Annotated in this window: 30 protein-coding genes and 1 pseudogene; 13 read left to right on the top strand and 18 right to left on the bottom strand. The window is 62.8% G+C overall.

All coding sequences use genetic code 11. From position 1 onward, the window contains the following. Positions 1-293: pseudogene (locus APH35_RS25800) on the bottom strand (hypothetical protein); the annotation flags it as partial. Between the two features lie 962 nt (positions 294-1,255). Here APH35_RS25800 and APH35_RS25795 point away from each other — a divergent pair. Beyond that, the gene (locus APH35_RS25795; RefSeq protein WP_021703070.1) at positions 1,256-1,492 is read left to right on the top strand and encodes a DUF2798 domain-containing protein; all 237 of its coding nucleotides are present in this window, start codon (positions 1,256-1,258) and stop codon (positions 1,490-1,492) included. Between the two features lie 213 nt (positions 1,493-1,705). On the opposite strand, the gene APH35_RS25790 is transcribed toward APH35_RS25795, so the two are convergent. Both APH35_RS25790 and APH35_RS25785 read right to left on the bottom strand, forming a co-directional pair. Further along, on the bottom strand, positions 1,706-2,380 hold the full coding sequence (locus APH35_RS25790; RefSeq protein ID WP_021703071.1) for a haloacid dehalogenase type II: 675 nt from the start codon (positions 2,378-2,380) through the stop codon (positions 1,706-1,708). A 65-nt stretch (positions 2,381-2,445) separates the two neighbouring features. Next, on the bottom strand, positions 2,446-3,144 hold the full coding sequence (locus APH35_RS25785) for a glutathione S-transferase family protein (RefSeq protein WP_021703072.1): 699 nt from the start codon (positions 3,142-3,144) through the stop codon (positions 2,446-2,448). A 101-nt stretch (positions 3,145-3,245) separates the two neighbouring features. Between APH35_RS25785 and APH35_RS25780 the strand changes: the two genes are divergently transcribed. Then, positions 3,246-3,860 (top strand): TetR/AcrR family transcriptional regulator, encoded by a 615-nt coding sequence (locus APH35_RS25780; RefSeq protein ID WP_021703073.1) that lies wholly within the window; start codon positions 3,246-3,248, stop codon positions 3,858-3,860. Next, the gene (locus APH35_RS25775) at positions 3,857-4,564 is read left to right on the top strand and encodes a glutathione binding-like protein (RefSeq protein WP_021703074.1); all 708 of its coding nucleotides are present in this window, start codon (positions 3,857-3,859) and stop codon (positions 4,562-4,564) included. The genes APH35_RS25780 and APH35_RS25775 overlap by 4 nt, the downstream gene beginning before the upstream one ends. A gap of 142 nt (positions 4,565-4,706) precedes the next feature. On the opposite strand, the gene APH35_RS25770 is transcribed toward APH35_RS25775, so the two are convergent. The 4 genes from APH35_RS25770 to APH35_RS25755 are packed head-to-tail and all read right to left on the bottom strand — an operon-like array spanning position 4,707 to position 7,068. Beyond that, a complete protein-coding gene (locus APH35_RS25770) occupies positions 4,707-5,180 on the bottom strand; it encodes a DoxX family protein (protein WP_021703075.1) in 474 nt (157 codons plus the stop codon). 11 nt (positions 5,181-5,191) lie between these two features. After that, positions 5,192-5,947 (bottom strand): HvfC/BufC N-terminal domain-containing protein, encoded by a 756-nt coding sequence (locus APH35_RS25765; RefSeq protein WP_021703076.1) that lies wholly within the window; start codon positions 5,945-5,947, stop codon positions 5,192-5,194. Beyond that, entirely contained in the window at positions 5,944-6,777 is an 834-nt protein-coding gene (bufB, locus tag APH35_RS25760) for an MNIO family bufferin maturase (RefSeq protein ID WP_021703077.1), read from the bottom strand. The genes APH35_RS25765 and bufB overlap by 4 nt, the downstream gene beginning before the upstream one ends. Positions 6,778-6,795: 18 nt before the next feature. Beyond that, positions 6,796-7,068 (bottom strand): BufA1 family periplasmic bufferin-type metallophore, encoded by a 273-nt coding sequence (locus APH35_RS25755; RefSeq protein ID WP_021703082.1) that lies wholly within the window; start codon positions 7,066-7,068, stop codon positions 6,796-6,798. 215 nt (positions 7,069-7,283) lie between these two features. Between APH35_RS25755 and APH35_RS25750 the strand changes: the two genes are divergently transcribed. Next, positions 7,284-7,865 (top strand): sigma-70 family RNA polymerase sigma factor, encoded by a 582-nt coding sequence (locus APH35_RS25750; protein ID WP_034011917.1) that lies wholly within the window; start codon positions 7,284-7,286, stop codon positions 7,863-7,865. Beyond that, positions 7,852-8,250 carry an NrsF family protein gene (locus APH35_RS25745; protein ID WP_060515732.1) on the top strand — a complete coding sequence of 133 codons (399 nt, stop codon included), beginning with the start codon at positions 7,852-7,854 and terminating at the stop codon, positions 8,248-8,250. The genes APH35_RS25750 and APH35_RS25745 overlap by 14 nt, the downstream gene beginning before the upstream one ends. 149 nt (positions 8,251-8,399) lie before the next feature. Here APH35_RS25745 and APH35_RS25740 read toward each other — a convergent pair whose 3' ends face one another. The 5 genes from APH35_RS25740 to merR all read right to left on the bottom strand — a co-directional run bounded on the left by APH35_RS25740 (position 8,400) and on the right by merR (position 10,892). Next, positions 8,400-8,624: a DUF2798 domain-containing protein gene (locus tag APH35_RS25740; protein WP_003465037.1), complete on the bottom strand. Its 225-nt coding sequence runs from the start codon at positions 8,622-8,624 to the stop codon at positions 8,400-8,402. 54 nt (positions 8,625-8,678) lie between these two features. Next, the gene (locus APH35_RS25735; protein ID WP_003465039.1) at positions 8,679-9,380 is read right to left on the bottom strand and encodes a cysteine hydrolase family protein; all 702 of its coding nucleotides are present in this window, start codon (positions 9,378-9,380) and stop codon (positions 8,679-8,681) included. Positions 9,381-9,470: 90 nt separating this feature from the next. Beyond that, positions 9,471-10,061: a TetR/AcrR family transcriptional regulator gene (locus APH35_RS25730; RefSeq protein WP_003465041.1), complete on the bottom strand. Its 591-nt coding sequence runs from the start codon at positions 10,059-10,061 to the stop codon at positions 9,471-9,473. A gap of 81 nt (positions 10,062-10,142) precedes the next feature. Beyond that, positions 10,143-10,418, bottom strand: coding sequence for an FCD domain-containing protein (locus APH35_RS25725; protein ID WP_306303426.1), 276 nt, complete (start codon positions 10,416-10,418; stop codon positions 10,143-10,145). A gap of 75 nt (positions 10,419-10,493) precedes the next feature. After that, on the bottom strand, positions 10,494-10,892 hold the full coding sequence (gene merR / locus APH35_RS25720) for an Hg(II)-responsive transcriptional regulator (RefSeq protein WP_003089120.1): 399 nt from the start codon (positions 10,890-10,892) through the stop codon (positions 10,494-10,496). A 74-nt stretch (positions 10,893-10,966) separates the two neighbouring features. Here merR and APH35_RS25715 point away from each other — a divergent pair, with 74 nt between their 5' ends. From APH35_RS25715 to APH35_RS25705, 3 genes are read left to right on the top strand one after another with little or no spacing between them, the layout of a single operon-like run. Next, on the top strand, positions 10,967-11,317 hold the full coding sequence (locus APH35_RS25715) for a mercuric transporter MerT family protein (protein WP_003089115.1): 351 nt from the start codon (positions 10,967-10,969) through the stop codon (positions 11,315-11,317). Positions 11,318-11,329: 12 nt separating this feature from the next. Continuing rightward, complete coding sequence (gene merP, locus APH35_RS25710) at positions 11,330-11,605, top strand: mercury resistance system periplasmic binding protein MerP (RefSeq protein WP_003150552.1); 276 nt, start codon at positions 11,330-11,332, stop codon at positions 11,603-11,605. A gap of 7 nt (positions 11,606-11,612) precedes the next feature. Next, positions 11,613-11,825, top strand: a complete 213-nt coding sequence (locus APH35_RS25705) for a GDCCVxC domain-containing (seleno)protein (protein ID WP_003089113.1) — start codon at positions 11,613-11,615, stop codon at positions 11,823-11,825. Positions 11,826-11,837: 12 nt separating this feature from the next. Here APH35_RS25705 and APH35_RS25700 read toward each other — a convergent pair whose 3' ends face one another. The 3 genes from APH35_RS25700 to APH35_RS25690 are packed head-to-tail and all read right to left on the bottom strand — an operon-like array spanning position 11,838 to position 15,484. Further along, entirely contained in the window at positions 11,838-14,831 is a 2,994-nt protein-coding gene (locus APH35_RS25700; RefSeq protein ID WP_003299771.1) for a Tn3 family transposase, read from the bottom strand. 3 nt (positions 14,832-14,834) lie between these two features. Continuing rightward, positions 14,835-15,245 (bottom strand): putative toxin-antitoxin system toxin component, PIN family, encoded by a 411-nt coding sequence (locus tag APH35_RS25695; RefSeq protein ID WP_003150546.1) that lies wholly within the window; start codon positions 15,243-15,245, stop codon positions 14,835-14,837. After that, complete coding sequence (locus tag APH35_RS25690; protein WP_003089107.1) at positions 15,245-15,484, bottom strand: ribbon-helix-helix domain-containing protein; 240 nt, start codon at positions 15,482-15,484, stop codon at positions 15,245-15,247. The genes APH35_RS25695 and APH35_RS25690 overlap by 1 nt, the downstream gene beginning before the upstream one ends. A gap of 250 nt (positions 15,485-15,734) precedes the next feature. On the opposite strand from APH35_RS25690, the gene APH35_RS25685 reads away from it, so the two are divergent. The 4 genes from APH35_RS25685 to APH35_RS25670 all read left to right on the top strand — a co-directional run bounded on the left by APH35_RS25685 (position 15,735) and on the right by APH35_RS25670 (position 20,218). Further along, complete coding sequence (locus APH35_RS25685) at positions 15,735-17,417, top strand: Mu transposase C-terminal domain-containing protein (protein WP_011494284.1); 1,683 nt, start codon at positions 15,735-15,737, stop codon at positions 17,415-17,417. Positions 17,418-17,419: 2 nt separating this feature from the next. Next, positions 17,420-18,328, top strand: a complete 909-nt coding sequence (locus APH35_RS25680) for a TniB family NTP-binding protein (RefSeq protein WP_013741668.1) — start codon at positions 17,420-17,422, stop codon at positions 18,326-18,328. Positions 18,329-18,348: 20 nt separating this feature from the next. Beyond that, positions 18,349-19,542 carry a TniQ family protein gene (locus APH35_RS25675; RefSeq protein ID WP_176601418.1) on the top strand — a complete coding sequence of 398 codons (1,194 nt, stop codon included), beginning with the start codon at positions 18,349-18,351 and terminating at the stop codon, positions 19,540-19,542. Between the two features lie 61 nt (positions 19,543-19,603). After that, on the top strand, positions 19,604-20,218 hold the full coding sequence (locus tag APH35_RS25670; protein ID WP_047306878.1) for a recombinase family protein: 615 nt from the start codon (positions 19,604-19,606) through the stop codon (positions 20,216-20,218). Positions 20,219-20,255: 37 nt separating this feature from the next. On the opposite strand, the gene APH35_RS28670 is transcribed toward APH35_RS25670, so the two are convergent. From APH35_RS28670 to APH35_RS25655, 3 genes are all read right to left on the bottom strand, one after another. After that, positions 20,256-21,064, bottom strand: a protein-coding gene (locus APH35_RS28670) for an IS5 family transposase (RefSeq protein WP_099421609.1) whose coding sequence is annotated in 2 segments (ribosomal slippage) — positions 20,256-20,734 and positions 20,734-21,064 — 810 coding nt in all. Because the reading frame shifts where the segments join, the coding sequence is not laid out codon by codon here. 58 nt (positions 21,065-21,122) lie between these two features. Further along, the gene (locus APH35_RS28900; RefSeq protein ID WP_256213827.1) at positions 21,123-21,245 is read right to left on the bottom strand and encodes a hypothetical protein; all 123 of its coding nucleotides are present in this window, start codon (positions 21,243-21,245) and stop codon (positions 21,123-21,125) included. A gap of 27 nt (positions 21,246-21,272) precedes the next feature. Then, complete coding sequence (locus APH35_RS25655) at positions 21,273-21,806, bottom strand: carboxymuconolactone decarboxylase family protein (RefSeq protein WP_020309197.1); 534 nt, start codon at positions 21,804-21,806, stop codon at positions 21,273-21,275. A gap of 117 nt (positions 21,807-21,923) precedes the next feature. Between APH35_RS25655 and APH35_RS25650 the strand changes: the two genes are divergently transcribed. Continuing rightward, positions 21,924-22,766, top strand: a complete 843-nt coding sequence (locus APH35_RS25650; RefSeq protein WP_047306875.1) for a helix-turn-helix transcriptional regulator — start codon at positions 21,924-21,926, stop codon at positions 22,764-22,766. Positions 22,767-23,159: the final 393 nt, after the last annotated feature.

The raw sequence follows: 23,159 nt of genomic DNA, 5'->3' as shown, positions 1-23,159 counted from the left end.
GACAGCACGACATTCGGTGCCGTTAGCCAGTGGAGCGCACCTCCTAGATCCCCATCGTACAGCTCCAATAGCGCATCGAGGATCTCGATAAGACGACAGAACACCTCACCAGCCTGTATAGACATCACGGCACTGCCGGGGGACGCAGTGATCCACTGCGCGATCTGCGCTGGCGATCGCTCCAACTCGCTTGCCAAATCGGAGATCAACGACACCGGCAGGCCCGCCAGTACGGCGACGTGCAGATAGTAGTGGCCTCTCGGCAAATCCAGTTTTTCGCGGAGCCTTTCCATAACTGCCTCCAGGATAATTGGCCATTTGATAATGTCATCTTGGCCCCGAGTTTGCGCATGATGGTCTCGAACCATCCGCACCGTAGCTTCGAGAGAGAGCGAATGAACACTATCTGAAGGCTACTCGGCAGTGCGAGAGGGCTTTGGCAGTGACGCTTTGATCGGTGTTATTATTGAAACCTGCCCAAGAGCTTCCTCTCCCGGGTGCGTGTACCGGTGATGAAACTTGGTTTGAGGCGGTCTCGTTGAGGCCGCCTTTGTCGCTTCTGGGAGAGCCCCCAGTACTAAGCAGCCGTTATGCGTCGAAGCGCAAAGCCTCGACCAAAGCTGTTCGCAGGCCCTCTAACTCGGCATTTCTCCAATCTTATGAACTCGCGCTGGGTACGGACGGCGGGAATTATCTGCAATTATCTCGGCATAGATAATTGATCAATATTTAGCCGCCACTACTGAGCAGCGCCTCTCAAAGTTAATCCTTTAGATACAGCAGGTTACAGAACGAATGTCCTAATTTTTGCCTTATCTCGGCATGCCCCCTAACCGATGCCCGAGCTGGCACCGGTGACCACAGCCAGGCGATTGTCGAATTCGTTGTGCTGCATGGTTTGTCCTTGCATTCAGTGGGTGAGCACTGTGCTGAACACAAACCATGCCAGTATATAAGTTGTTTAAAAACAGTAGGTTGTGATTTTTGTTGTCGTTATGACCTGGAGTTTTTGTGGTCGCGGTGACTCATCGGTGGTCGCGATGACCCGGCCAGGCGAGCGCATTGCCTCCAGGCTCGTTCCGCATAGAATGCGCAGTGGGGACAATCGGTAAAATGTTCTGCACGGACGGATAAAACCACTGTGCGCATTCGCGGCAGGATAACAGCCATGCCAGGCGCCTTTGTGGCGTTCACGCGTTGAGGGCATCGAGGCGGAGGCGCATGGCGCGCTTCCCGTAACCAGGGGGCATGTACAGTGATCAAGCTATCGAAACGCCACGGGCACCATCTTTTTGCGTTGTTGCAGTCGGCCATTACCTGTGCGATTGCCTCGGCAATTGCCAGCCGTCCGCTGTTTCCCGTGGAACGGTTCATGGGGCACTGGTCGAAGGCCTGGGTGTTGTCCTGGCTGATGATGATTCCGGTGGTGCTGTTGATCGCGCCCTGGCTTCGGCGCCTGGTCAATTACCTGACCGACAGCGACAACCTCTGAGCCCACCGCGCAGCGATGGCATCGGCGGGCCTGAGTGAAAACGCCTACAGGGTGAAAAACGATGACGGCACTCGCGAGCGTTTCCGTACGCCGGGGCAAGCCTTCTCGCCTGGGGAACAGGTACGCATCGACGGCATTCGCCTTGTTCACTAGCAGCCCTGGCCCGAACGGCGCCCCGGCCATCATCCATGGGCGCCGTTCGCGCGGACAGCTTCAATCGAGCAGCCAGTCGCTCATCTCGCCCAGGTCACGTACTTCACGGGTCGGGGTGGCGCCCAATTCATCGAACACGGCCCCCTGACGATTGACCCAGCACACCGGAAAGCCGAAGTGCCGGGCGCCGGTCGCATCCCAACTGTTGGACGAGACGAACAGCAGCCTGTCCCTGGGGATGGCCATGGTTTGTTCGGCCAGGCTGTAGACGCGGTTGTCCGGCTTGAACACCTTGACCGTTTCGACACTGATCAGGTGGTCGAATGCCCAGCCCATGTCCGAGTGGCTGACGACCTGCTCGATGGAGTGGTGCGAGCCGTTGGAGGCGATGGCCATGGGCAGGCCGCTTGCTTTCAGCCGCCGCAAGGCCGCGGTCGTGTCCGGGTGGGGAGCCAGGTGCAGGTAGGCCTGGCCGAGCTGCCGCAGAGTGGTTTCATCCGTGGCGAGCCCCAGGTGCTTGCAGGTGTAGCGCAGGGCTTCTTCGGTTCGTTGCTCGAAGCTGGCATAGCGGCCCATGAGGCTGCTCAGCCAGGTGTATTCGAGCTGCTTCTGTCGCCACAGGCGGGAGATGGCCTCACCCTGGCCCGGGTAGGCGCTTTCGCAGGCCTGGACGACGGAGTGCACGTCGTACAACGTGCCGTAGAGATCAAAAACGATGCCTTCAATGGGTTGCATGCCACACCTCTCTGGGGATCGTGTCCGGGGGTCAGCGTGCGCTGGGCACGCTGACCCGGTGAGGCTTACGCCGGGTAGTTGGAGGGGAACAGCGCGCGGCGCATCTGCTCGTCGAGGTCTTTCTTGAAGGCGTGGTCCTTGCCCACTTCACGGGCACGGGCCGCCGCCGGGCGCGCATCGATGGCCTGGAACCAGCGCTGGATGTTGGGGTAGGCGGCCAGCGGGTCGCTTTCGCCCTTGAGCACGCGCGAGGCACGGTCGATCCAGCCCCAGGCTGAGATGTCCGCCAGGGTGTAGCTGTCGCCCACGATGTAGTCGCGCCCGGCGAGGTGCTCATCCAGCACCTGGTAGTGCCGTTCGGCTTCGCGCCGGTAACGGTTGATTGCATAGGGGATGCTCTCCGGCGCGGCATACTGGAAGTGCACGGCCTGGCCGGAGAACGGCCCGATACCCGTGGCGATGAACATCAGCCACGACAGCAGTTCGGGTTTGTCGGTCGGCGCGCCCATGAGCTGCCCGGTCTTTTCGCCGAGGTAGAGCAGGATGGCGGTCGAATCGAACACCCGTGCCTCGCGGCCACCGGGGCCTTCGCTGTCGACGATGGCCGGGACCTTGCCATTGGGGTTGATGGCCCGGAACTGCGCGGTGTGCTGTTCGCCCTTGCCGGTATCGAGAGGAACCAGCTGGTAGGGCAGCCCGGTTTCTTCCAGAAACAGGGCGACCTTGGCCGGGTTGGGCGTGGGGTGGTAGTAGAAATGAATCATGCGGGTGGGGTCCTGTCTTGTGTTTTAGATCGTTCGATCTAGAATAGGGCCGTCTACAGAAAAAGGGCAACACCTGTGTTGGCCTGGCAATGGGAGTACGGATGGCTCGGCCAAGAGAGTTCGATGAGAGGGCGGTGCTCGATGCAGCCGTTCAATGTTTCTGGGCCCGTGGCTATGAGGCCACTTCGGTGCGTGACCTGGCCCAGGGCATGGGGCTGACCAGTGCCAGCCTGTACAACGCTTTTGGCGACAAGCGCTCGCTGTATCGCCGTGCGCTGGACCATTACGTCGAAGAGGGTTTTGCCGACCGGGTGCGGCGATTCGAAGGCGTCCTGCCGCCGCGCCAGGCCATCGAGGCGTTCTTCGACGAGATACTCGAACGCTCGCTCAACGACCCCCAGCACAAGGGTTGCATGCTGGTGAATTCCGCCCTTGAGGCCTCACCGGACGACCCCGACTTCCAGCGCGCCGTGGCTGCTGTCCTGATACAGATCGAGGCCTTTTTCCGGCGCTGCGTGCTGGCCGGCCAGCACAGCGGCGCCATTACCTGCGCGCAGCCGGCGGACGATCTGGCGCGCCTGCTGCTGGGCATTCTCCTGGGCGTTCGCGTCCTGGCCCGAACGCGGCCGGAGCGTGAACTGCTCGAAGGCATGGTACGGCCAGCGCTGACCCTGCTTGACAGTCACTTGAACCTTCACGGGGACCACCAACGATGATCGAGCTCTACTACTGGCCAACACCCAACGGCCACAAGATCACCCTGTTTCTGGAAGAGGCCGGCCTGGACTACCGCATCCACCCGGTGGATATCAGCGCGGGCGACCAGTTCAAGCCCGATTTCCTCGCGTTCTCGCCGAACAACCGCATGCCCGCCATCATCGACACTGCGCCGGCCGATGGCGGGGAAGCAGTGACGGTGTTCGAATCCGGCGCCATCCTGCTGTACCTGGCGGAAAAAACCGGGTTGTTCCTGCCCACCGACCTGCGTGGCCGCAAGACGGTGACGGAATGGCTGTTCTGGCAAATGGGCGGGCTTGGGCCGATGGCCGGGCAGAACCATCATTTCGGGATCTATGCACCGGAAAAGATCCCCTACGCGATCAACCGCTACGTCAACGAAACCAACCGCCTCTATGGCGTGCTGGATCGTCGCCTGGCGGACAGCACCTTCGTTGCCGGCGAGCAGTACAGCATTGCCGACATGGCGTGCTACCCCTGGATCGTGCCGTGGAAGAACCAGCAGCAGAACCTCGACGACTTCCCCCATGTGCGCCGCTGGTTCGAGGCCATCGCCCAGCGCCCGGCCACGGTCAGGGCCTACGCCAGGGGTGAGCCGTTCTCCAGCCGCCCGACGGTGACCGAGGCGGGCAAGAAGATCCTCTTCGGGCAGACGGCGGGCAATGTACCGGCCGGGCAATGAGCCCCTGAGCCTGCCGTACCTGCCGTAATAGCCTTGATGCATTCAGCCGTGGGCCTCGGTTCCTGCCCCTCTCTCATAAACGGTAGAGGGGCACGGAGCGCCCACGACCTGAAGCGCACAGCATTGCCTGCGCCAGTCGCATTCAGCGAATGCGCAGCAGCCTGTCCAGCGACCACGCCCCGGCGCCCCGGCCGATGATGACCAGCAGCAATCCGGCCCAGGACAGGTGCGTTGGCCAGGCATCGGGGTAGACGAATACCTGGATGACCGCAGTCATGCCCAGCAGCGCCAGGGCAGACAGGCGCGAGAACAGGCCGACGATCAGCAGCAGCGGAAACACATGCTCGGCATAGGTCGCCAGGTGGGCGGCCAGGTGCGGTGACAGCAGCGGCAGGGCGTATTCGCTACGAAACAGCTCATAGGTACCGGGGGTGATGGTCAACAGCCCCTCGACCTTGGTGCGCCCCGAGAGAAAGAAGATCGCCGCAACGCTGATGCGCGCCACCAGGCTGAGCGTCGAGTCGCTGATCAGGCGCTGAAGCAGGTCGCACACCTGGTCCCAGCGTTGACGCACTGTGGCGCGGCTGTTGTTGGACGACGGCTGGGTGATATCCATGGCTATTTCCTTCATGCAAGAACAAGGGGAGAGAACACGCGGGCACCCAGCAAGCGGCTGAGCAGGTCGGTAAAGTCCAGGTCGCCTTGCCGCTGCAAGGCCAGGGCCGAGGCCCGCTCCAGATCGTGTCCGGCAGCGCAGGCGTCCAGAAACACGCAGCCAGCGGGTTCGAGCGCGTGCCAGGTGACGCCATCGCAATGGCCCACCAGCAAAGCGCCTTCGCCCTGCCAGGGCAGGTTGTCAGGCAGGTCCACCCCTTCGCGGTTGCAGCGCCAGAGGCTGTAGATCGGTTGCTCGTCGAACCACCGCCAGCGTGCGCTGGCGCGCGGGCGCAGGTGACAGGTTGCCAGTGCCTCGGGCGACACGCCGGCCAGGCTGGCAAGTTCCAGCGCGGGCTCCTGCACGGCACAGAAGGCCTCTATCCACAGGTAGTCGAGTTGGGCCACCGGGCCCAGGTAGGGCAGCTCCCGGGCCGGCTCGAAGGCCGCGAGAAACGCGGGAAAGTCCGCCCCGTAGAAGATCAGGCGGGCATCGCTTGGTGCGCAGGCGTTGGCATGAACGACCGCCGCCGCGCGCAGCCAGTCACGGCCGACCAGGCGTTCGACGCTGGGGAAGTTGTCACACAGCGCCTCGACGCAGCCCTTGAGTACGGTATTGCGGTACACCTGAAAGCCGGGTTGCGCGGTGAGGGCGGACAGTTCCGGGGCGGCACGTACCTGCAAGGCCTCGATGAAGGCGTCCTGGAAGTGTTCGAGACGTCTGATCATTGCGTCGCTCCCAGTCGGTCGAGCATGGCCTGGGCGTGCGCGCGTTCGCCGAGCAATGCCGTGAACGCGGGTACGTTGTCATCGCGCTCGATCAGCGTCGGGCGCGGGCCGATGCGCTGGATCAAGCGCTGATACAGGGCCCAGACCGGGTCAGCGACCGGGGCGTCGTGGGAGTCGATGAGCAACGCACCGCCGGCGTCATGGCTGTGCCCCGCCAGATGAATCTCCGCGACGGCCTGGCCCGGGAAGCGATCGATGTAGGCGGCCGGATCAAAATCGATGTTGTGCGCGCTGACGTGCACGTTGTTGATGTCGAGCAGCAGGGCGCAACCAGTGCGCTGCGTCAGCTCGGTGAGAAAGTCGATTTCATCCCAGTCGTGGCCGTCCAGGTGCAGGTAATGGCTGGGATTTTCGATGGCAATGCTGCGCCCCAGGGCATCCTGGGTACGCTGTATGTTGTCTGCGATGCGTACCAGGGCCTCGTGGCTGCGCGGGAATGGCAACAGGTCCGGGTAATAGTGATTGCGCCAGGTGGACCAGGCGAGGTGTTCGGATACCAGCGCCGGTCGCACGTGGTCTGCCAGCCTGCGCAGGCGCTGGAGGTGCGTCGGGTCGGGGGCGGCGTCCGCCGCCAGGGACAGGGAGACCCCGTGCAGCGACAGCGGATGCCGTTCGCCCACCGCTTCCAGGTGGGCCAGGCGAGCACCGCCAACCATGTAGTTCTCTGGGTGGACCTCAAACCACAGCCCGGCTGCGCTGCAGTCCCGGGCGGCGTCGTAGTGCTCGGCCTTCAAACCAAGGCCGGCACCCAGTGGCATAGGAGCGTGCATGATCGGCGGCGCCTGCGCTCAGGACTTGATCGGCGTGAGCGAGCCCATGCCCTTGGGGGTCTTGATCGAGGTGCAGGTGCCTGCCGGGACGTTCTTCCAGGCATTGCCCTGGTAGTCGACCTTGGAGGTGCCGGCGCAGCTGGTGCCGGCACCGGCGGCGCAGTCGTTCTTGCCGGCCAGGGAGACGCCGTAGCATTTTTCCACGCTTGGCGTGGCCTGGTTGTCGGCCATGGCGGTGGATGCAATGGAGGCGAGGGCGAGTGCGGCGGTAGCGAGGGCGATGCTTTTCATGGCATATCTCCGTAATGGACTGGATGGCCGTCAGCTCGGTGTGACGGTCCGACAGGTAATTCGTCGTAGCAGTCGATACGGTTACAGCGCGGCAGAAAAATGTTGAGATTTCTTTCGGTGCACCTGCGCCGATTGAAACCTTTGGCGTTGCGGCCGATATGATGCAGTCTGGGCTCAATGAAAAATATCCACCTGCGGTGTAACTAAGGCGGCCAATGGAGCGAACTACAAGCTATGAGGTCATGGCCACGCGCGAAGAGCGCCTGCAGTCATTGCTTCTGGGTGGGTTGGCTGGCGACGAGGCCGCATACCGCGAATTCCTCACCGCGCTCAGTTCGCACCTGCGCGGTTTCCTTCGCCGACGCCTGGCGCAGCGCCCGGGAGAGGTCGAGGACCTGTTGCAAGAGGTACTGCTGGCCGTGCACAACGCAAGGCACACCTATCGCGCCGAACAGCCGCTGACCGTGTGGGTGCAGGCGATCGCCCGCTACAAGCTGGCCGATCACTTCCGTGCGTTCGCCCGCCGCGATGCGCTGTCCGATTCGCTGGACGAAGACATGTTCGAGGTGGAGGATAGCCGCCCGGCGGAGGCCCGGCGTGATCTGGGCAAGCTGTTACAGCACCTGCCCGAGCGTCAGCGTCTGCCCATCATTCATGTGAAACTGGAAGGCCGTTCGGTAGAGGAAACGGCTCAACTGACCGGTCTTTCCAGTTCTGCGGTCAAGGTAGGTATCCATCGCGGCCTGAAAGCGCTGGCGATGGTGATCAGAGGTAAACAGAGCCATGAAAACGGATGACCTGATTTCCATGCTTGCTGCGGGTGAGCCTGCAATGGACAGGCTGGCCATGGCCAAGCGTTTCGCCCTGGCACTGCTCGTCGGCGGTGTCGCGGCAGTTGTGCTGATGGCGTTGTATTTCGGGGTGCGGCCAGACCTGGCCGAAGTGGCGCGCACACCGGTGTTCTGGGCCAAGCTCGCCTTGCCCGGGAGTCTCGCCCTGGGCTCGTTGTGGCTTTCCACGCGCCTGGCTCGGCCGGGTGTCGAAGGCGGTGCGGCCTGGGCGTCGCTGTGTCTGCCCATCATCGTTGTGTGGCTGGCCGCGATAGCGGCCCTGTGGCAAGCACCGACCGAGGCACGCATGCCCATGCTGCTGGGCATAAGCTGGCTACAAATGCGCGGATGAAAAGTGGTTTATTGCGAAAATGCGAACGGGCACAGTATTTCGTGCGTCGGGTGCGGGCTTGCGCGCCTGTCGCGAGCAGCCCCGAAGCCCCCGGTAGGAGCGAGCATGCTCGCGATGGCGGTGTGTTGGGTGAGTCATAGCCAAGTCATTCAGCCCACCGTCATCCGCCTCACCACGCGCCGAATCATCGGCGCCGCCAGCACCACCACCGGCAACATCGATACCCACGACAGCGCCCACGCGTTCAACCAGCGGCCGGCAAAGGCCAGGTCGAGCGCATGGGGTGTGGTGGCGATGGCGGCCGCGACCGCGCAGGTCAGGCCGGATTGAACGACGCCGAAAACGAAATGCTCATAACGGGCGGGGATTTTCATCGGGGGTTCTCGAGAAAGAGCGGGGGGGCGCGATGCCCGGCCGCTCGGGCACGATCAAGCCGGTTGCAGTTGCGCGATAGTCTCTTCGGTGGTCCACAGCCCGTGGGCGAGGAAGCGGTAATTGATGATGGCCGCCAGGTAGCCGTCGCCATCCGGCAGGCGCGGGCCGGCGGTGGCGTCGCGTACCACGACTATTTCAAAGCCCTGTTCGAGCAGTTCGCGCAGGTGTGATTCCACGCAAAGGTTGGCCGCCATGCCGGCGAGGATGATCTGCGACACGCCTTTCTTGCGCAATTGCAGCGCCAGGTCGTTGGTTTCCGGGCCGTAGACCTTGTGCGGCGAGGCGATGATGGTCTCGCCGTCGAGAATGTACGGCTTGTAGATCTCGAGGAAATCGGCGCCGGAGCCTTCGAAGTTTTCCAGGGTGTTCGGTCCCTTGCGATCGAACATGCAGATGCTGTGCATGACCTTTTCCAGCGGACCGCCAAAATGCCAGTCGTGGTCGTGCGGGTAGTAATAGTGTGGCGACACGGCCACGGGCAGGTCGTGAGCCTTGAAGGCCTTGAACAGTTTTTCCAGGTTTTCGACGGTGTTGTTCTCGACGATGCTCTCACCGAACACCGCCCAACTGGCGCCGGCAGGGCTGAGGAAGTCGTTCTGTGGGTCGATGACCACCAGGGCGGCTTTGCTCAGGTCGAGCTTGAAACCAGTGGCAGGCAGTGCGGGTTCGGCGGGGTCGGCGTACAGATGGCTCATGACGATTTACCTCTTGGGTGCTTGCGTGGATGAGACGTGAATGTTGCTTTATATAAATGACCAGTCGTCTTATTAATGAGGAAAAAAAACTCACTCCAATAGCCGAGGCAAGACCATCGATACGAAACGCTGCAGAGGTGCACCGTCGCGCAGGACCTTGCCGCGCATGACCGCACCTTCCCAGCCTTCGACGATGACACTGGCCAGCGCTTCGGCGTCGTGAGTTTCAGAGAGTTCGCGGCGCTGCTGCGCTTCACGCAGGCAGCTCGCGAGCAAACCTTCCCAGCGCGCCAGCACATCGGCCAGACGCTTGCGGGTTTGTTCGCTGCCATTGGACATTTCCAGGGACAGGTTGCCAATCAGGCAACCCAGGCTGTATTCATGCTCGCCGTGCTCGAGCACCAGGGCCTGGAAGAACTGGCCGATGCGCTCCAGCGGCTTGACCCGGGCGTCGTAGAAGATCGGCCCGTGGCGGGTTTCGATCGAGGTCCAGTATTCCTCGAGGATCTCTGCCGCGAAGTCTTCCTTGCTGGCGAAGTAGTTGTAGAAAGAGCCCTTGGGAATCTCGGCAGCGGCGGTGATGTCCTGGACGCCGCAGCCGTTGAAGCCACGGTTGTGAACCACCTGGCGGCCAATCGACAGCAAACGGGATCTGACTTCGAGGTTGACCGGGCGAGCCATGACAGAGACATCCAGTGATGAGAAAGTTTTAATAAACTAACTGGTCATCTATGTTTCGTCAACAGTCGAATTGACTGCCAATCAGTCCGCCTGCGCCATCTCGATGTACTCGAGCATCTTCTCGTTGCCATCGAGAATGTCACGGCAGATGGCCGCCCGTGCCGCCGCGCCATCGCGGCGCTTGAGTGCGTCGAGCACTTCCCAGTGATGGTCGATGGCCATGCGCTCGTTGAAGTTGCCATAGGCACGGGCGATCAGTGGGCCGGTGCGCATCCACAGGCTATCGAGCAAACCCGCCAGCACCGGCATGCGCGCGATGGTGGTCAGCGCGTAGTGAAATTGGGGTTTGGGGAGCAATGGAACCAAAAACCAACGTAAGCTCTGAATCCCACCGTAAAGGGGCTTTCCGATCTCCAGCTCACCCGCCAGGCATTACTCTCTGATCAGTGCCTCGATGATCGGGCAGATCGTTCCGCCGTCTCCCGCATCACATTGCTGCACCAGTTCGCCTAACAGTTGCTGCATGACGACCAAGTCGGCCATCTTCTGCTCGATCAACGCGAGCTTGCGTGCAGCCCGTGCTCGCGTTTCGGCACAGGCGCACGACTCATCCAGCGTCAGCAGTCCACCGACTTCCGAGAGCGTGAAACCCAGCGCCTGAGCCCGCTTGATGAAACGCAGTCGCTTCACCATGTCCACCGGATAGCGCCGATGGCCACCCAAGGGTTTGGCTGGTTCATCCAGCAGCCCGCGTCGCTGGTAGTAGCGGATCGTCTCGACGTTCACCCCGGCGGCGTCTGCCAGCTTGCCAATGGTCAGCTCTGTGGCCATCACTTTCTCCTTGATTCCGTACTTTGGTACGGAGTTTAGAATAGCACCTAGGCAATCAGGCTCAGGAGATGGGAATGGGGATGCAACTCACCGGGAAAGGCTCGCTGGTCGCGAGTTCGCTGACCGCCATCGGTGCGTCGGTGTGCTGTGTCGGGCCACTGGTGCTGTTGGCACTCGGTGTCGGCGGTACGTGGGTGGGCGCTCTGACCATGATGGAGCCACTACGCCCCCTCTTCATCGGGTTGACTCTACTGTTCCTGGGATTGGCATTCCGCAAGCTCTACCTGGTGCCACAGGTTTGTACGCCAGGTACACCCTGCGCCGATCCGCGCACGCTCGTGCGACAGCGACTCGTGTTCTGGATCGTCAGCGTGCTGCTGCTCGGCCTATTGGCCGTGCCGTGGCTCGCCCCGCTGTTCTACTGAAGGAGATTAACCATGCGCAAACTGCTGATCGCCGTGCTTTTCGCCTTGCCCTTCGTGGCGCTGGCGGCTCCCCCGAAAACCGTCACGCTCGACGTGCAGAACATGACGTGCGGACTCTGTCCGATCACGGTCAAGAAGTCGCTGGAGAAGGTGTCCGGCGTGAGTGACGTCCAGGTCAATTTCGACCAGAAGACGGCGACCGTCACCTACGATCCCGATAAGGCCCAGCCCGAGGCACTGACTGAGGCGACCGCGAACGCGGGATACCCCTCCACAGTGCAGAAGTGAGGTCACGATGAGCGCCATTGTCCTTGAGTCCGTGCTGACTTGCCCGCGCTGCGGCTTCGCCAAGCCGGAAACCATGCCCACGGACGCCTGCCAGTTCTATTACGAGTGCAGCAACTGCAAGGCGCTGCTGCGCCCCAACCCAGGGGATTGCTGCGTTTTCTGTTCGTTCGGCTCGGTGAAGTGCCCGCCGATCCAGCAGCAGCTTGGGTGTTGCTCATAGCGTTTAGGGGGATCACAGGTCGTCGTCTGGATTACGCAGTGGCCGCAGCTCGCCGCGCGCAACTTCTTCCGGTACCGCAAAGGAATACCGCCCGAGCATGTTGATGTGCTCGTAGATCAGCGGCGATAGCCGGGCCAAATCCTCTTCCAGCACTGGATAGCCGTGCTGCTTGAGCCGTTCCACGGCCGCCGTCATGTAGAGGGTGTTCCACAGCACGATGATGTTCACCACCAGGCCCAGAGCACCGAGCTGGTCTTCCTGGCCTTCGCGGTAGCGCTGGCGGAGCTCGCCGCGTTTGCCGTGGAACACGGCGCGGGCCAGGCTGTGCCGGCCTTCGCCTCGGTTCAACTGGGTCAGGGTGGCGCGGCGCTTGGACTCGTCGTCGATATAGGTCAACGTGTGCAGAGTCTTTTCGATCCGCCCGAATTCGGCCAGCGCCTGGGCCAGCCGGGTGGGTCTATCTCCCGTTTGCAGCGTGCGCATGATGCCAGTCGCCGGCACCCGGCCGAGTTTGAGCGAGCCGGCCAGGCGCAGCAGGTCGTCCCAGTGCTCGGCGATCAGGTCGAGTTTGACCGACTGGCGGGCCAGCCCGTTGAGCTTGCCGTAGTCCGCGTCCGGGCGCGTGCGCCAGAAGCGGGTACCGCCGACATCGGCCAGCCGCGGACTGAAGTGGTAGCCAAGTAGGCGGAAGAGCCCGAACACCACATCGCTGTAGGCCCCGGTGTCGGTCATGATTTGCGTCGGCTGCAACTCGGTCTGCTGTTCCAGCACGACCGCCAGCAACACCAGGCTGTCGCGCAGCGTGCCGGGCACGGTGATGGCGTTGAGGCCGGAGAATTGGTCGGAAATCAGGTTGTACCAGGTGACACCCCGGCCGGTGCCGAAATACTTCGGATTGGGGCCGGCATGCACGGTGCGCACCGGTACGACGAAGCGCATGCCATCGGCGGAGGCGACCTCGCCGCCACCCCAGACTTGGGCCAGTTCCAGTTGGCTTTGCGCTCCGACCAGGATGGCGTTAGCCGCTGACAGGGTGTCGTCGCGGATATAATTCTGGCTGACCCAGGACAGCCGGTCACGGCGCAGCGCCGGGTTGTCGGTGCGGATCAAGGGCTCCAGGCCGGTGTTGCAGGCCCCGCCCAACAGCACCGCGCAGAGGCTGGTGACCAGGTTGTCGGCGCGTGCATTGCGTTCGGAGACATGGGTGAAGGCCTCGGAAAAGCCAGTGCGGGCGGCGATTTCCAAGAGGATTTCCGGCAGATCGACACGCGGCATCAGGTCAGACACGGCCGCCCGCAGTTGCAGCAACGAGCAGGGCTCGTCCAGCTTGTCCAGCGCCCCGAGCGACAGTTCGGTCTTGCCCTCGGTGTTCTCGCTCAGTTGAATCGCCGGGTTGTCGGGCAGGCGCGCGGCTACTGCCAGCCAGGTTGCATCCAGCTCGACGGACAAGGCGTCCAGGGTGGTTTTGGCGTCGATGGTCAGGCCCAGTGACCGGCAGATGATCGGTCGCGCCGCCAGCCATTCGGCACCGTCGAGCAGGCCAAGGCGCGGGTCGGCATAGCGCCAACTGGGCGAGACGAAGACATCGCGGCGGCGCAGGGCCGTGCGCAGCGCATCGAGCGTGCAGAACACATAGGCACCCATGTCGAGGGAGCCATCTTCGCGGGTGATGTGCTTCTGCCAAGCCTTGGCCACGATCTCCTGCGGCGCGTCATCCTCTGGCTTCCGGCGCGGCAGGTTCAGTTGCAGCCACTCCAGACTAGCCGCCACGCCCTTGCCGGCCGGGCTGAAGCCGAAGCGGATGTGCTTGAGCAGGTCGGGCAGGAAGCGGCGCACGCTGCGGTAGCGCGCTTCCAATGCAAGAAAATAGACGTCATCTACCGGGCGGATCAGCGCGTTGACCTCTTCCAGGGCCTTTTCCAGGGTGGTCCTCGGCAGGTCGTTGAACAGCCGGGCGCGCACGTTGTCATCGCTGATCGAGCTGTCCAGCACGACCTTGCACGCGGCGGCGAGCGTCGCGGCCGACCGATCCAGGTCTTTCAGGCTGCGCATGCGGGCTTTCTTGTCGGCCTTCTCCGCGTTGCTGAACAGGTCGCGCAGCAAGGCCTCCAGGACTTCCAGTGCGTCGTCGTGCGCAGTCGCCTCCAGGCAGAGTGCGAAGGCCACCAGTGTCGCCATCCGCCGCGACGCCGGCAGCCGATTAATCGCGGTGACCTTGGCCGTGTTGGCGAAGCGGGCCAGGGCGGCGATACGGCTGGGAGGGATGTGCGCCGCCGCCGGCAAGGTGATGCCGATGCCGCGCACGTCATCGAGCCGGCGCAGTGCCCGAATCAACGCGGGGCCACTGACCATGACCGGGCCGGAGCGCAATTGATCCAGCCGGGAGCTGCGGTTGCCTTCGGCCACCGTCAGCAAGTCTTGCAGTTGCAATCGCTGTTCCTCAGTCACGCTGCGGCCCAGCGTAAACCAGAGGCGTTCTTCGACCCGACTGCGCAACTGGGCGATAAAGCGCTCTAGTTGAGACACACCAGGCAGGAGGACTTTCTGTGTGAACAGCCACGAGGTGGCTCGCTCAAACAGCACTCCCGGCCGGTCGGTGCCCGTCCAGCAGAGGGCATACAGCCAGCGGCTCAAGCGAAAGCCGATGCCCGGATCGGTGAAATGACGATAGCCAAAGCGGTTCTGAATATCGGTGGCATGTATCCAGCGGCGATGATCGCTATAGCGCTGGAGGCAGTCGGGGTCTGGAATCGCCAGTTGTCGGCAAAGCACCTGCAGGACTTCCACCGGCACGGCGGCGGGCTTGTCCGGCAGAACGCCAACGAAGCGGACGGTGGTCAGCAGAACGGCATAACCCAGACGGTTATGGTTACCCCGCAGCACCTGGATGGCTTCACGGTCTTCATCGCTCAGGTGGAAGTAACGTTCCAGCTCTTCACGGCTGGGCGAATCAACATAGCGGCCAAAACCGTCGCGTTGCTCTTGAGTCAGAAAACCGACCGGCATTGATCACAGCACCTCGACGCAGAACACGGCGGGCGTGACGATCCGCGTGCGTTCGATGTGCCCGCGTTGCAGCAGGCCGGCGCGGCGATCACCGGTTACCAGGTAGTCCGCATCGCCCGCCAAGGCCATGGCCAGCAAAAACGAGTCATCCGGATCATCGGCTTCGACCTCGATGGTCAGGCGCTCCAGTACCACAGCCCGTTGCAGGTTATTGATCATGGCGCCCACCTTGGCGGGCTGTAGGATGGCCTGAAGCTTGGGATAGCGGCTGGCTCGACGAATTTCATCGAGTTGCATCCGCGAGGTCACCACCTCGAAACGCGCCGCCCGCCAGGCACGGTAGATCGCATCGGGCGCGCCATGTGGCGAGATCAGGGCGCTGAACAGGATGTTGGTATCCAACACGACCCGCATCAGCGCTTACGTGCCCAGTCGAGCGCTTCGTCAACCGCGTTGGTCAATTCTGCCTCACTCAGATGGGCGTTAGCGGCCTTGGCCTGCTCAGCGCTCAGCTCCAGGATGTGTGCCCGTACCGCTTCTTCGATGAAGCGCGACAGGTCGCCCTTACGGCCGCCGCCCTGGCTGGCCAGAAACATCCGAAGCGACTGGTCGGTGTCGGCCGAGACGGCGACATTCCAGCGAATGGTATTCATAGCGTTCTCCGCTAATAGGTGTTTGTGTGTTTATACGCCAATCACAAAGGGCGATGCAATGGTTCGACAAAACGAAGGTTTTGCCGAACTCTATCGAGGAATGGCTCGGTGTCATTTTCAGAAGACGACTGCACCAATCAACGAGACATGAAGCCTGCTGTGCATACGGCTCCTGACAGCCCGATATCAGGACTCCTCTGCACGAAACTCGTCTATGCTCAATACTCGTGTGCACCAAAGCGAGGCGAGCATGGCGACCGATACCGTACCGATTGCCGAGCGCGGCGTAGCCACCCTGTCAGAACAGGCATGGGAGCGTGCTCGCTGCCGCGCGGAGATCATTGGGCCGTTGGCGCAGTCGGAGACGGTCGGGCATGAAGCGGCCGACGCAGCAGCCCAGGCGCTGGGTCTGTCCCGGCGGCAGGTCTACGTCCTGATCCGCCGTGCCCGGCAAGGTTCGGGGCTGGTCACTGATTTGGCTCTTGGACAGTCGAGCGGTGGCAAAGGTAAAGGCCGCTTGCCGGAGTCGGTCGAACGAATCATCCGCGAGCTACTGCAAAAGCGCTTCCTGACCAAGCAGAAGCGCAGCTTGGCGGCGTTCCACCGTGAAGTTGCGCGGGTGTGCAAGCTGCAAAAGCTGCGGATGCCGGCGCGCAACACGGTCGCGTTGCGGATCGCCAGCCTTGATCCACTCAAGACCACTCGACTTCGGGAAGGCCAGGATGCGTCCCGCATCCTGCAAGGTGTTGGCGGTGTTCCTCCGCCAGTCTCCGCACCGCTGGAGCAGGTACAGATCGACCACACAGTCATCGACCTGATCGTGGTGGACGAGCGCGACCGGCAACCGATTGGCCGTCCGTACCTGACCCTCGCCATCGACGTGTTCACCCGCTGCGTGGTTGGCATGGTGGTCACGTTAGAAGCGCCATCTGCCGTCTCGGTCGGCCTGTGCCTCGCACACGCCGGTTGCGACAAGCGCCCTTGGTTGGAAAGGTTGGACGTGGAAATGGACTGGCCGATGAGCGGCAAGCCCGCGCTGCTCTACCTGGACAACGCGGCCGAATTCAAGAGCGAGGCGCTACGCCGTGGCTGCGAGCAGCATGGCATCCGGTTGGACTATCGGCCTCTCGGGCAGCCGCACTATGGCGGCATCGTGGAACGGATCATCGGCACGGCGATGCAAATGATCCACGACGAATTGCCGGGGACGACCTTCTCCAACCCTGACCAGCGCGGGGAATACGCCTCCGAGAAGATGGCCGCCCTGACACTGCGCGAGCTGGAACGCTGGCTCGCATTGGCGGTTGGCACCTATCACGGCTCCGTGCACAACGGCCTGCTCCAACCGCCGGCCGCACGCTGGGCCGAAGCTGTCGCGCGTACCGGCGTTCCAACCGTCATCACTCGCACCACGGCTTTTCTGGTCGATTTCCTGCCCGTCCTCCGCCGCACCCTGACCCGCACTGGCTTCGTCATCGACCACATCCACTACTACGCCGATGCGCTCAAGCCGTGGATAGCTCGGCGCGACCGCCTGCCTGCGTTCCTGATCCGGCGCGACCCACGCGACATCAGCCGCATTTGGGTGCTGGAGCCGGAGGGGCAGCACTATCTGGAAATTCCATACCGTACCTTGTCGCACCCGGCTGTCACCCTCTGGGAACAACGGCAGGCGCTGGCGAAATTGCGGCAGCAAGGGCGCGAACAGGTGGATGAGTCGGCGCTGTTCCGCATGATCGGGCAGATGCGCGAAATCGTGACCACTGCGCAGAAAGCCACGCGCAAGGCGCGGCGCGACGCGGATCGACGCCAGCATCTCAAGTCAACGGAACAACCTGTCAAAACCACGCCACCAGCGGACACGGACATGGCAGACCCGCAGGCGGACAACCAGCCACCTGCCAAACCGTTCGACCAGATTGAGGAGTGGTAGCCGTGGACGAATATCCCATCATCGACCTGTCCCACCTGCTGCCGGCGGCCCAGGGCTTGGCCCGTCTCCCGGCGGACGAGCGCATCCATCGCCTTCGCGCCGACCGCTGGATCGGCTATCCGCGAGCAGTCGAGGCGTTGAACCGGCTGGAAGCCCTGTATACGTGGCCAAACAAACAACGCATGCCCAACCTGCTGTTGGTCGGTCCAACCAACAACGGCAAGTCGATGATCGTCGAGAAGTTCCGCCGCGCCCACCCGGCCAGCTCCGACGCCGACCAGGAGCACATCCCGGTATTGGTCGTGCAGATGCCGTCCGAGCCATCGGTGATCCGCTTCTACGTCGCGCTGCTCGCGGCGATGGGAGCACCATTGCGACCGCGCCCACGGCTGCCGGAAATAGAGCAACTGGCGCTGACACTGCTGCGCAAGCTCGGTGTGCGTTTGCTGGTGATCGACGAGCTGCACAACGTCCTGGCCGGCAACAGCGTCAACCGCCGGGAATTCCTCAACCTGCTGCGCTTCCTCGGCAACGAATTGCGCATCCCGCTGGTCGGTGTGGGCACACGCGACGCCTACCTGGCCATCCGCTCGGATGACCAGTTGGAAAATCGCTTCGAGCCGATGATGCTGCCGGTGTGGGAGGCCAACGACGATTGCTGTTCACTGCTGGCCAGCTTCGCGGCTTCGCTCCCGCTGCGGCGACCTTCGTCGATTGCCACGCTGGACATGGCTCGCTACCTGCTCACGCGCAGCGAGGGCACTATTGGCGAGCTGGCGCACCTATTGATGGCGGCGGCCGTGGCCGCCGTGGAGAGTGGTGAGGAAGCGATCAACCACCGCACGCTCAGCATGGCCGATTACACCGGTCCCAGCGAGCGGCGGCGGCAATTCGAGCGGGAACTGATGTGAAGCCAGCGCCACGCTGGCCACTGCATCCGGCACCCAGGGAAGCCGAAGCCCTGTCTTCGTGGCTCAACCGCGTGGCCCTTTGCTATCACATGGAAGTGTCCGAGCTGCTGGAGCACGATCTTGGTCACGGCCAGGTTGATGACCTGGACACCGCGCCACCACTGGCGCTGCTGGCGATGCTCTCCCAGCGGAGCGGTATCGAGCTGGATCGGCTGCGCTGCATGAGTTTCGCCGGCTGGGTGCCTTGGCTACTGGACAGCCTTGATGATCAGATTCCAGCCGCATTGGAAACCTATGCGTTCCAGCTCTCGGTACTGCTGCCGAGACTCCGCCGTAAGACGCGATCCATCACGAGCTGGCGTGCCTGGCTGCCCACCCAACCGATACACCGCGCCTGTCCGCTCTGCCTGAACGATCCGGAGAACCAAGCCGTACTGCTCGCGTGGAAGCTGCCCCTGATGCTGAGCTGCCCACTGCATGGCTGCTGGCTGGAATCCTATTGGGGCGTGCCAGGGCGGTTTCTCGGCTGGGAGAACGCCGACGCCGAACCGCGCACTGCCAGCGACGCGATTGCGGCGATGGACCAGCGTACCTGGCAGGCACTGACGACCGGCCACGTGGAGTTGCCGCGCCGACGCATCCACGCCGGATTGTGGTTTAGGCTGCTACGCACGCTGCTCGATGAGCTGAACACCCCGCTTTCGACGTGCGGCACCTACGCGGGGTATCTCCGCCAAATCTGGGAATGCTGCGGGCATCCGCTGCGTGCTGGGCAAAGTCTGTGGCGACCGTATGAAACCCTGAACCCGGCAGTACGGTTGCAGATGCTGGAGGCGGCGGCAACGGCAATCAGCTTGATTGAGGTGAGGGATATAAGCCCGCCAGGCGAGCACGCAAAGCTATTCTGGTCCGAGCCCCAAACCGGGTTCACCAGTGGCCTGCCGGCGAAAGCGCCGAAGCCCGAACCCGTCGATCACTGGCAGCGTGCAATCCAGGCCATTGATGAGGCCATCATTGAAGCACGACACAACCCCGAGACGGCACGCTCGCTGTTCGCGTTGGCTTCCTATGGTCGGCGCGACCCCGCTTCCTTGGAACAGTTGCGCGCCACCTTCGCGAAGGAAGGCATCCCCCCGGAATTTCTGTCACATTATGAGCCTAGCCTACCCTTTGCATGCCTTAGACAGAATGACGGGTTAAGTGACAAATTTTGACGTGCAGAGTTTCCCGATGCAAACTGTCACATAATCGAACGTATATGTGACAGGACAAAATATGCAAATTGGCTACATGCGGGTATCCAAGGCTGACGGCACCCAGGGGACGGACTTGCAGCGCGATGCGCTGGTTGCTGCCGGCGTCGATCCGGCCCACCTCTATGATGATCAGGTGTCCGGCAAGCGCGAGGACCGCCCCGGTCTGGTCGCATGCCTCAAAGCGCTACGGCCAGGTGACACGCTGGTGGTCTGGAAGCTCGACCGGCTGGGTCGGGACCTGCGTCACCTCATCAACACCGTGCACGATATGACCGGGCGCGGTGTCGGGCTAAAAGTGCTGACCGGACATGGCGCTGCCATCGACACCACGACGGCAGCTGGCAAGCTGGTCTTTGGCATCTTTGCGGCACTAGCCGAGTTCGAGCGCGAACTGATTGCCGAGCGCACCATTGCCGGCCTGGCGTCGGCGCGGGCGCGCGGTCGAAAGGGCGGGCGTCCGTTCAAGATGACCGCAGCCAAGCTGCGGCTGGCCATGGCCGCGATGGGCCAGCCAGAAACCAAGGTGGGTGACCTGTGTCTGGAGCTTGGAATCACACGGCAGACCCTGTACCGGCACATTTCGCCCAAGGGCGAGTTGCGCCCCGATGGCGAGAAGCTGCTTGCCCGCACGTGACACGATGAGTGCCACCTACGCCATCGGCTTAGAGCCGCTAACACCACCTATCCACGAAGCGTGCGCAGATGATCGCGGCTGCCAACTTCAAAAGCGCTTCGTGGATGTCAAGGCGCCTTTCAAAGCGGATTCGCAGTTTGCCAAAGCCAGCAAACCATCCGTGCGTCCTCTCCACTACCCAGCGATGTTTGCCCAGCCTTTCGCTGCTTTCAATGCCGCGCCTGGCAATGCGGCTGGATATGCCTCGCTGCCTCAGATGGGCACGGCAGCGTTTGTAGTCATAGCCTTTGTCAGCATGCAGCTTCGCTGGTCGCTTGCGAGGTCGACCCTGCAGGCCTGCAACGCCAGGGATCGCATCCAAGCACCGCTCGAACATCATGGAGTCATGTCTGTTCGCCCCGCTGACAAGAACCACCAGCGGGATGCCTCTGGCGTCTACGACGATGTGCCGCTTGGAGCCGAGTTTTCCTCTGTCGGTGGGGTTCGGGCCTGTTTCCTGGCCCCCCGGGGGCTTGGTACCGAAGAGCCATCAATACTGGCCCGGCTCCAATCGATCTGGTCGTGTTCACGCAAACGCATCAGCATGGCCTGGTGCAACCTCTGCCAAACCCCTGCTGCGCTCCAATTCCGAAGTCGCCGCCAGCAAGTCATGCCGCTGCCATAGCCAAGGGATTGTGGGAGGTCTTCCCATGGAATGCCGGTATGCAACACGAACAAGATGCCGTTGAGGGCGGCCTCATCGCTCACTGCGAGCTTGCGTGCGCCACCTTTGGCGGAGGGAGTGAAGGTGGGGATCAGGGGCTGCAACTGCAGCCACAGTTCTTTGCTAACGGGTTGTCTTGCCATGAGGGCATGAAGCATAACTGCTTCATGCGGGTCTCTTGGGCAGTGGTGTTAGCGACTCTTAGAGTGCTTTATTTTCCGTTTTCTGAGACGACCCCACATAGGGCGAAAAGTCGCCGGCCGTGACGGCCAGTGGCAGGACGAGGGCGCTGGCGAGCAGAGCGCCGGTGAGTGCGATTTTCATCGTGTTCTCCTTATATGCCTATGGAGATCAGACGGCGACCACGGGGAAATCCACCGTGGTGTCGGCGATGTGGTTGGTGTAGTTGGTGAGCGTGTTCAGCGCGACGTTGGCGATCACTTCCAGTATCAGGCCGTCGTCGAGCCCCGCGCGGCGGTAGTTGGCCATGGCGTCGGCCGACACCACGCCGCGTTGCTCGACCAGCGCGCGGGCAAAGCCGGCGATTGCATCGTCAAGTGCGTTGGCCGCCTGGCCGGTGCGGGCCGCGGCGATGGCCTCTGCCGACAGTCCGGCACCTTTGCCGATCAGGGTGTGTGCGCTCAGGCAATACTGGCAGCGATTGGCTTGACCGGCAGCGAGCGCAACGATCTCGCGCTGGGAGGCATTCAGGCGGCCGGTGCCCAGCGTTTCGGACAAGCCGAGGTAGCCATTGAGCGCCGCCGGCGCGTGGGCCAGCGTGGCGAACAGGTTCGGCACCATGCCAAGCTTGGCTTTGACGGCCTTGAGTGTGGCAGCGGTAGCGGCGTCAGCGGTGTCGATGGTCAGGGGGGCGATTTGGGTCATGTCTATCTCCGTAGTGGGTGAGGTGCAAGAGCACGTGGGCATGATCGCCCTTTGTTTGGTACGATATGGCACGTAAAGTATCAAATACGTAACCTATCGTCTTATATGGAGAGTGGAATGGCGGATCGACTGGCCGGCTTGCTCCGGCACTACTCGCTTTCGGCGCGCGTTTTTCACAGCGGCGCCTTCTGTGGGCAGCATCATTACGCGGCGCCGCATGGCTATATCCATCTGGTGCGGCGCGGCCCGATTACGGCGCGTTCGCCCGTGCATGAAGATCTGCTGGTTACCGAGCCGAGCCTGCTGTTTTATCCGCGCGTGGCGTCGCATCGTTTTGTCGCCGCCCCCGGCGATACCGCTGAGCTGTTGTGTGCGGAGGTCGACCTGGGCGCTTCGACGGGCAATCCGTTGGCCATGGCCTTGCCGTCGATGCTGCTGATTCCGTTGGCGGACTTGCCCGGCCTCGGGCCGACGCTAGAGTTGCTGTTTGCCGAAGCCGAGCGCGACCAGTGCGGTCGGCAGGCCGCCATCGACCGCTTGTACGAGTTGCTACTGATCCAGTTGCTGCGTTATCTGATGGATGGGCGGCTTGGCGCCACCGGACTGCTGGCGGGCCTGGCCGACCCGAAACTCGCGCGCGCCATAACCGCCATGCACGATGCGCCGCAGACCGCGTGGTCGCTCGAGGCGCTGGCGGCGAAGGCGGGCATGTCACGCGCGCGCTTCGCCGCCGCGTTCAAGGACGCGGTGGGCGTCACGCCGGGCGACTATCTGGCCGACTGGCGGATGAACGTCAGTTGCACCCTGCTCAAGCAGGGGCGGCCGGTGGCGGTGGTGGCCGACCGCGTCGGCTACGGCAGCCCGAACGCTCTGGCGCGCGCCTTCCGCGTGCGCATGGGCTGCGCCCCGCGCGACTGGCTGGCGCAGCAGCGCGGTGACGCGGCGCTCAGCGGTTCGTGAGTTTGAGTTCGATTCGCCGGTTCTTGGCGTAGGCGGCGCCGGTGTTGCGCTCGTCGAGCGGGTGAAATTCGCATCACGCCGGAACAACTGGCGGAACTCCAGGTGGCGATCCGTCAACGGCTGGTCAGTCTGTTCGTGCGGCGCGGCCGGCTGGACAAGGCTGAGTCAGTGGCGCAGGTAGCTGGATGACGCTGTCCCGCCCTGAGCCGACGCTCACAGGCGGGGATTTCCAGTGTCGTCATTGTCGGCTATTGGCCGGCAGCAGCCCGTCGTTGCCTGATGGATCCAACCCCTCCGCTGCTATAGTGCAGTCGGCTTCTGACGTTCAGTGCAGCCGTCTTCTGAAAACGACAACCTTAGCGTACGATTTTTTCCGAGTTCTGCGGGCTCCCC

Source organism: Pseudomonas sp. NBRC 111132 (genome assembly GCF_001320565.1).
GTDB lineage: Bacteria > Pseudomonadota > Gammaproteobacteria > Pseudomonadales > Pseudomonadaceae > Aquipseudomonas > Aquipseudomonas putida_P.
The sequence above is the reverse complement of the archived record's forward strand: the minus strand, read 5'-3'. Positions and strand labels throughout refer to the sequence as shown.

What these genes read in the sequence shown, in the direction of transcription:
- APH35_RS25755 (WP_021703082.1), bottom strand. Translation starts at nt 7,068, where the DNA reads ATGAAAAGCATCGCCCTCGCTACCGCCGCACTCGCCCTCGCCTCCATT.
- APH35_RS25785 (WP_021703072.1), bottom strand. Translation starts at nt 3,144, where the DNA reads ATGATTCATTTCTACTACCACCCCACGCCCAACCCGGCCAAGGTCGCC.
- APH35_RS25765 (WP_021703076.1), bottom strand. Translation starts at nt 5,947, where the DNA reads ATGATCAGACGTCTCGAACACTTCCAGGACGCCTTCATCGAGGCCTTG.
- APH35_RS25780 (WP_021703073.1), top strand. Translation starts at nt 3,246, where the DNA reads ATGGCTCGGCCAAGAGAGTTCGATGAGAGGGCGGTGCTCGATGCAGCC.
- APH35_RS25650 (WP_047306875.1), top strand. Translation starts at nt 21,924, where the DNA reads ATGGCGGATCGACTGGCCGGCTTGCTCCGGCACTACTCGCTTTCGGCG.
- bufB (WP_021703077.1), bottom strand. Translation starts at nt 6,777, where the DNA reads ATGCACGCTCCTATGCCACTGGGTGCCGGCCTTGGTTTGAAGGCCGAG.
- APH35_RS25695 (WP_003150546.1), bottom strand. Translation starts at nt 15,245, where the DNA reads ATGCGGGTCGTGTTGGATACCAACATCCTGTTCAGCGCCCTGATCTCG.
- APH35_RS25685 (WP_011494284.1), top strand. Translation starts at nt 15,735, where the DNA reads ATGGCGACCGATACCGTACCGATTGCCGAGCGCGGCGTAGCCACCCTG.
- APH35_RS25790 (WP_021703071.1), bottom strand. Translation starts at nt 2,380, where the DNA reads ATGCAACCCATTGAAGGCATCGTTTTTGATCTCTACGGCACGTTGTAC.
- APH35_RS25740 (WP_003465037.1), bottom strand. Translation starts at nt 8,624, where the DNA reads ATGAAAATCCCCGCCCGTTATGAGCATTTCGTTTTCGGCGTCGTTCAA.
- APH35_RS25770 (WP_021703075.1), bottom strand. Translation starts at nt 5,180, where the DNA reads ATGGATATCACCCAGCCGTCGTCCAACAACAGCCGCGCCACAGTGCGT.
- APH35_RS25750 (WP_034011917.1), top strand. Translation starts at nt 7,284, where the DNA reads ATGGAGCGAACTACAAGCTATGAGGTCATGGCCACGCGCGAAGAGCGC.
- merR (WP_003089120.1), bottom strand. Translation starts at nt 10,892, where the DNA reads ATGGCCACAGAGCTGACCATTGGCAAGCTGGCAGACGCCGCCGGGGTG.
- APH35_RS25690 (WP_003089107.1), bottom strand. Translation starts at nt 15,484, where the DNA reads ATGAATACCATTCGCTGGAATGTCGCCGTCTCGGCCGACACCGACCAG.
- APH35_RS25670 (WP_047306878.1), top strand. Translation starts at nt 19,604, where the DNA reads ATGCAAATTGGCTACATGCGGGTATCCAAGGCTGACGGCACCCAGGGG.
- APH35_RS28900 (WP_256213827.1), bottom strand. Translation starts at nt 21,245, where the DNA reads ATGAAAATCGCACTCACCGGCGCTCTGCTCGCCAGCGCCCTCGTCCTG.
- APH35_RS25735 (WP_003465039.1), bottom strand. Translation starts at nt 9,380, where the DNA reads ATGAGCCATCTGTACGCCGACCCCGCCGAACCCGCACTGCCTGCCACT.
- APH35_RS25705 (WP_003089113.1), top strand. Translation starts at nt 11,613, where the DNA reads ATGAGCGCCATTGTCCTTGAGTCCGTGCTGACTTGCCCGCGCTGCGGC.
- APH35_RS25775 (WP_021703074.1), top strand. Translation starts at nt 3,857, where the DNA reads ATGATCGAGCTCTACTACTGGCCAACACCCAACGGCCACAAGATCACC.
- APH35_RS25655 (WP_020309197.1), bottom strand. Translation starts at nt 21,806, where the DNA reads ATGACCCAAATCGCCCCCCTGACCATCGACACCGCTGACGCCGCTACC.
- APH35_RS25700 (WP_003299771.1), bottom strand. Translation starts at nt 14,831, where the DNA reads ATGCCGGTCGGTTTTCTGACTCAAGAGCAACGCGACGGTTTTGGCCGC.
- APH35_RS25715 (WP_003089115.1), top strand. Translation starts at nt 10,967, where the DNA reads ATGGGGATGCAACTCACCGGGAAAGGCTCGCTGGTCGCGAGTTCGCTG.
- merP (WP_003150552.1), top strand. Translation starts at nt 11,330, where the DNA reads ATGCGCAAACTGCTGATCGCCGTGCTTTTCGCCTTGCCCTTCGTGGCG.
- APH35_RS25730 (WP_003465041.1), bottom strand. Translation starts at nt 10,061, where the DNA reads ATGGCTCGCCCGGTCAACCTCGAAGTCAGATCCCGTTTGCTGTCGATT.
- APH35_RS25745 (WP_060515732.1), top strand. Translation starts at nt 7,852, where the DNA reads ATGAAAACGGATGACCTGATTTCCATGCTTGCTGCGGGTGAGCCTGCA.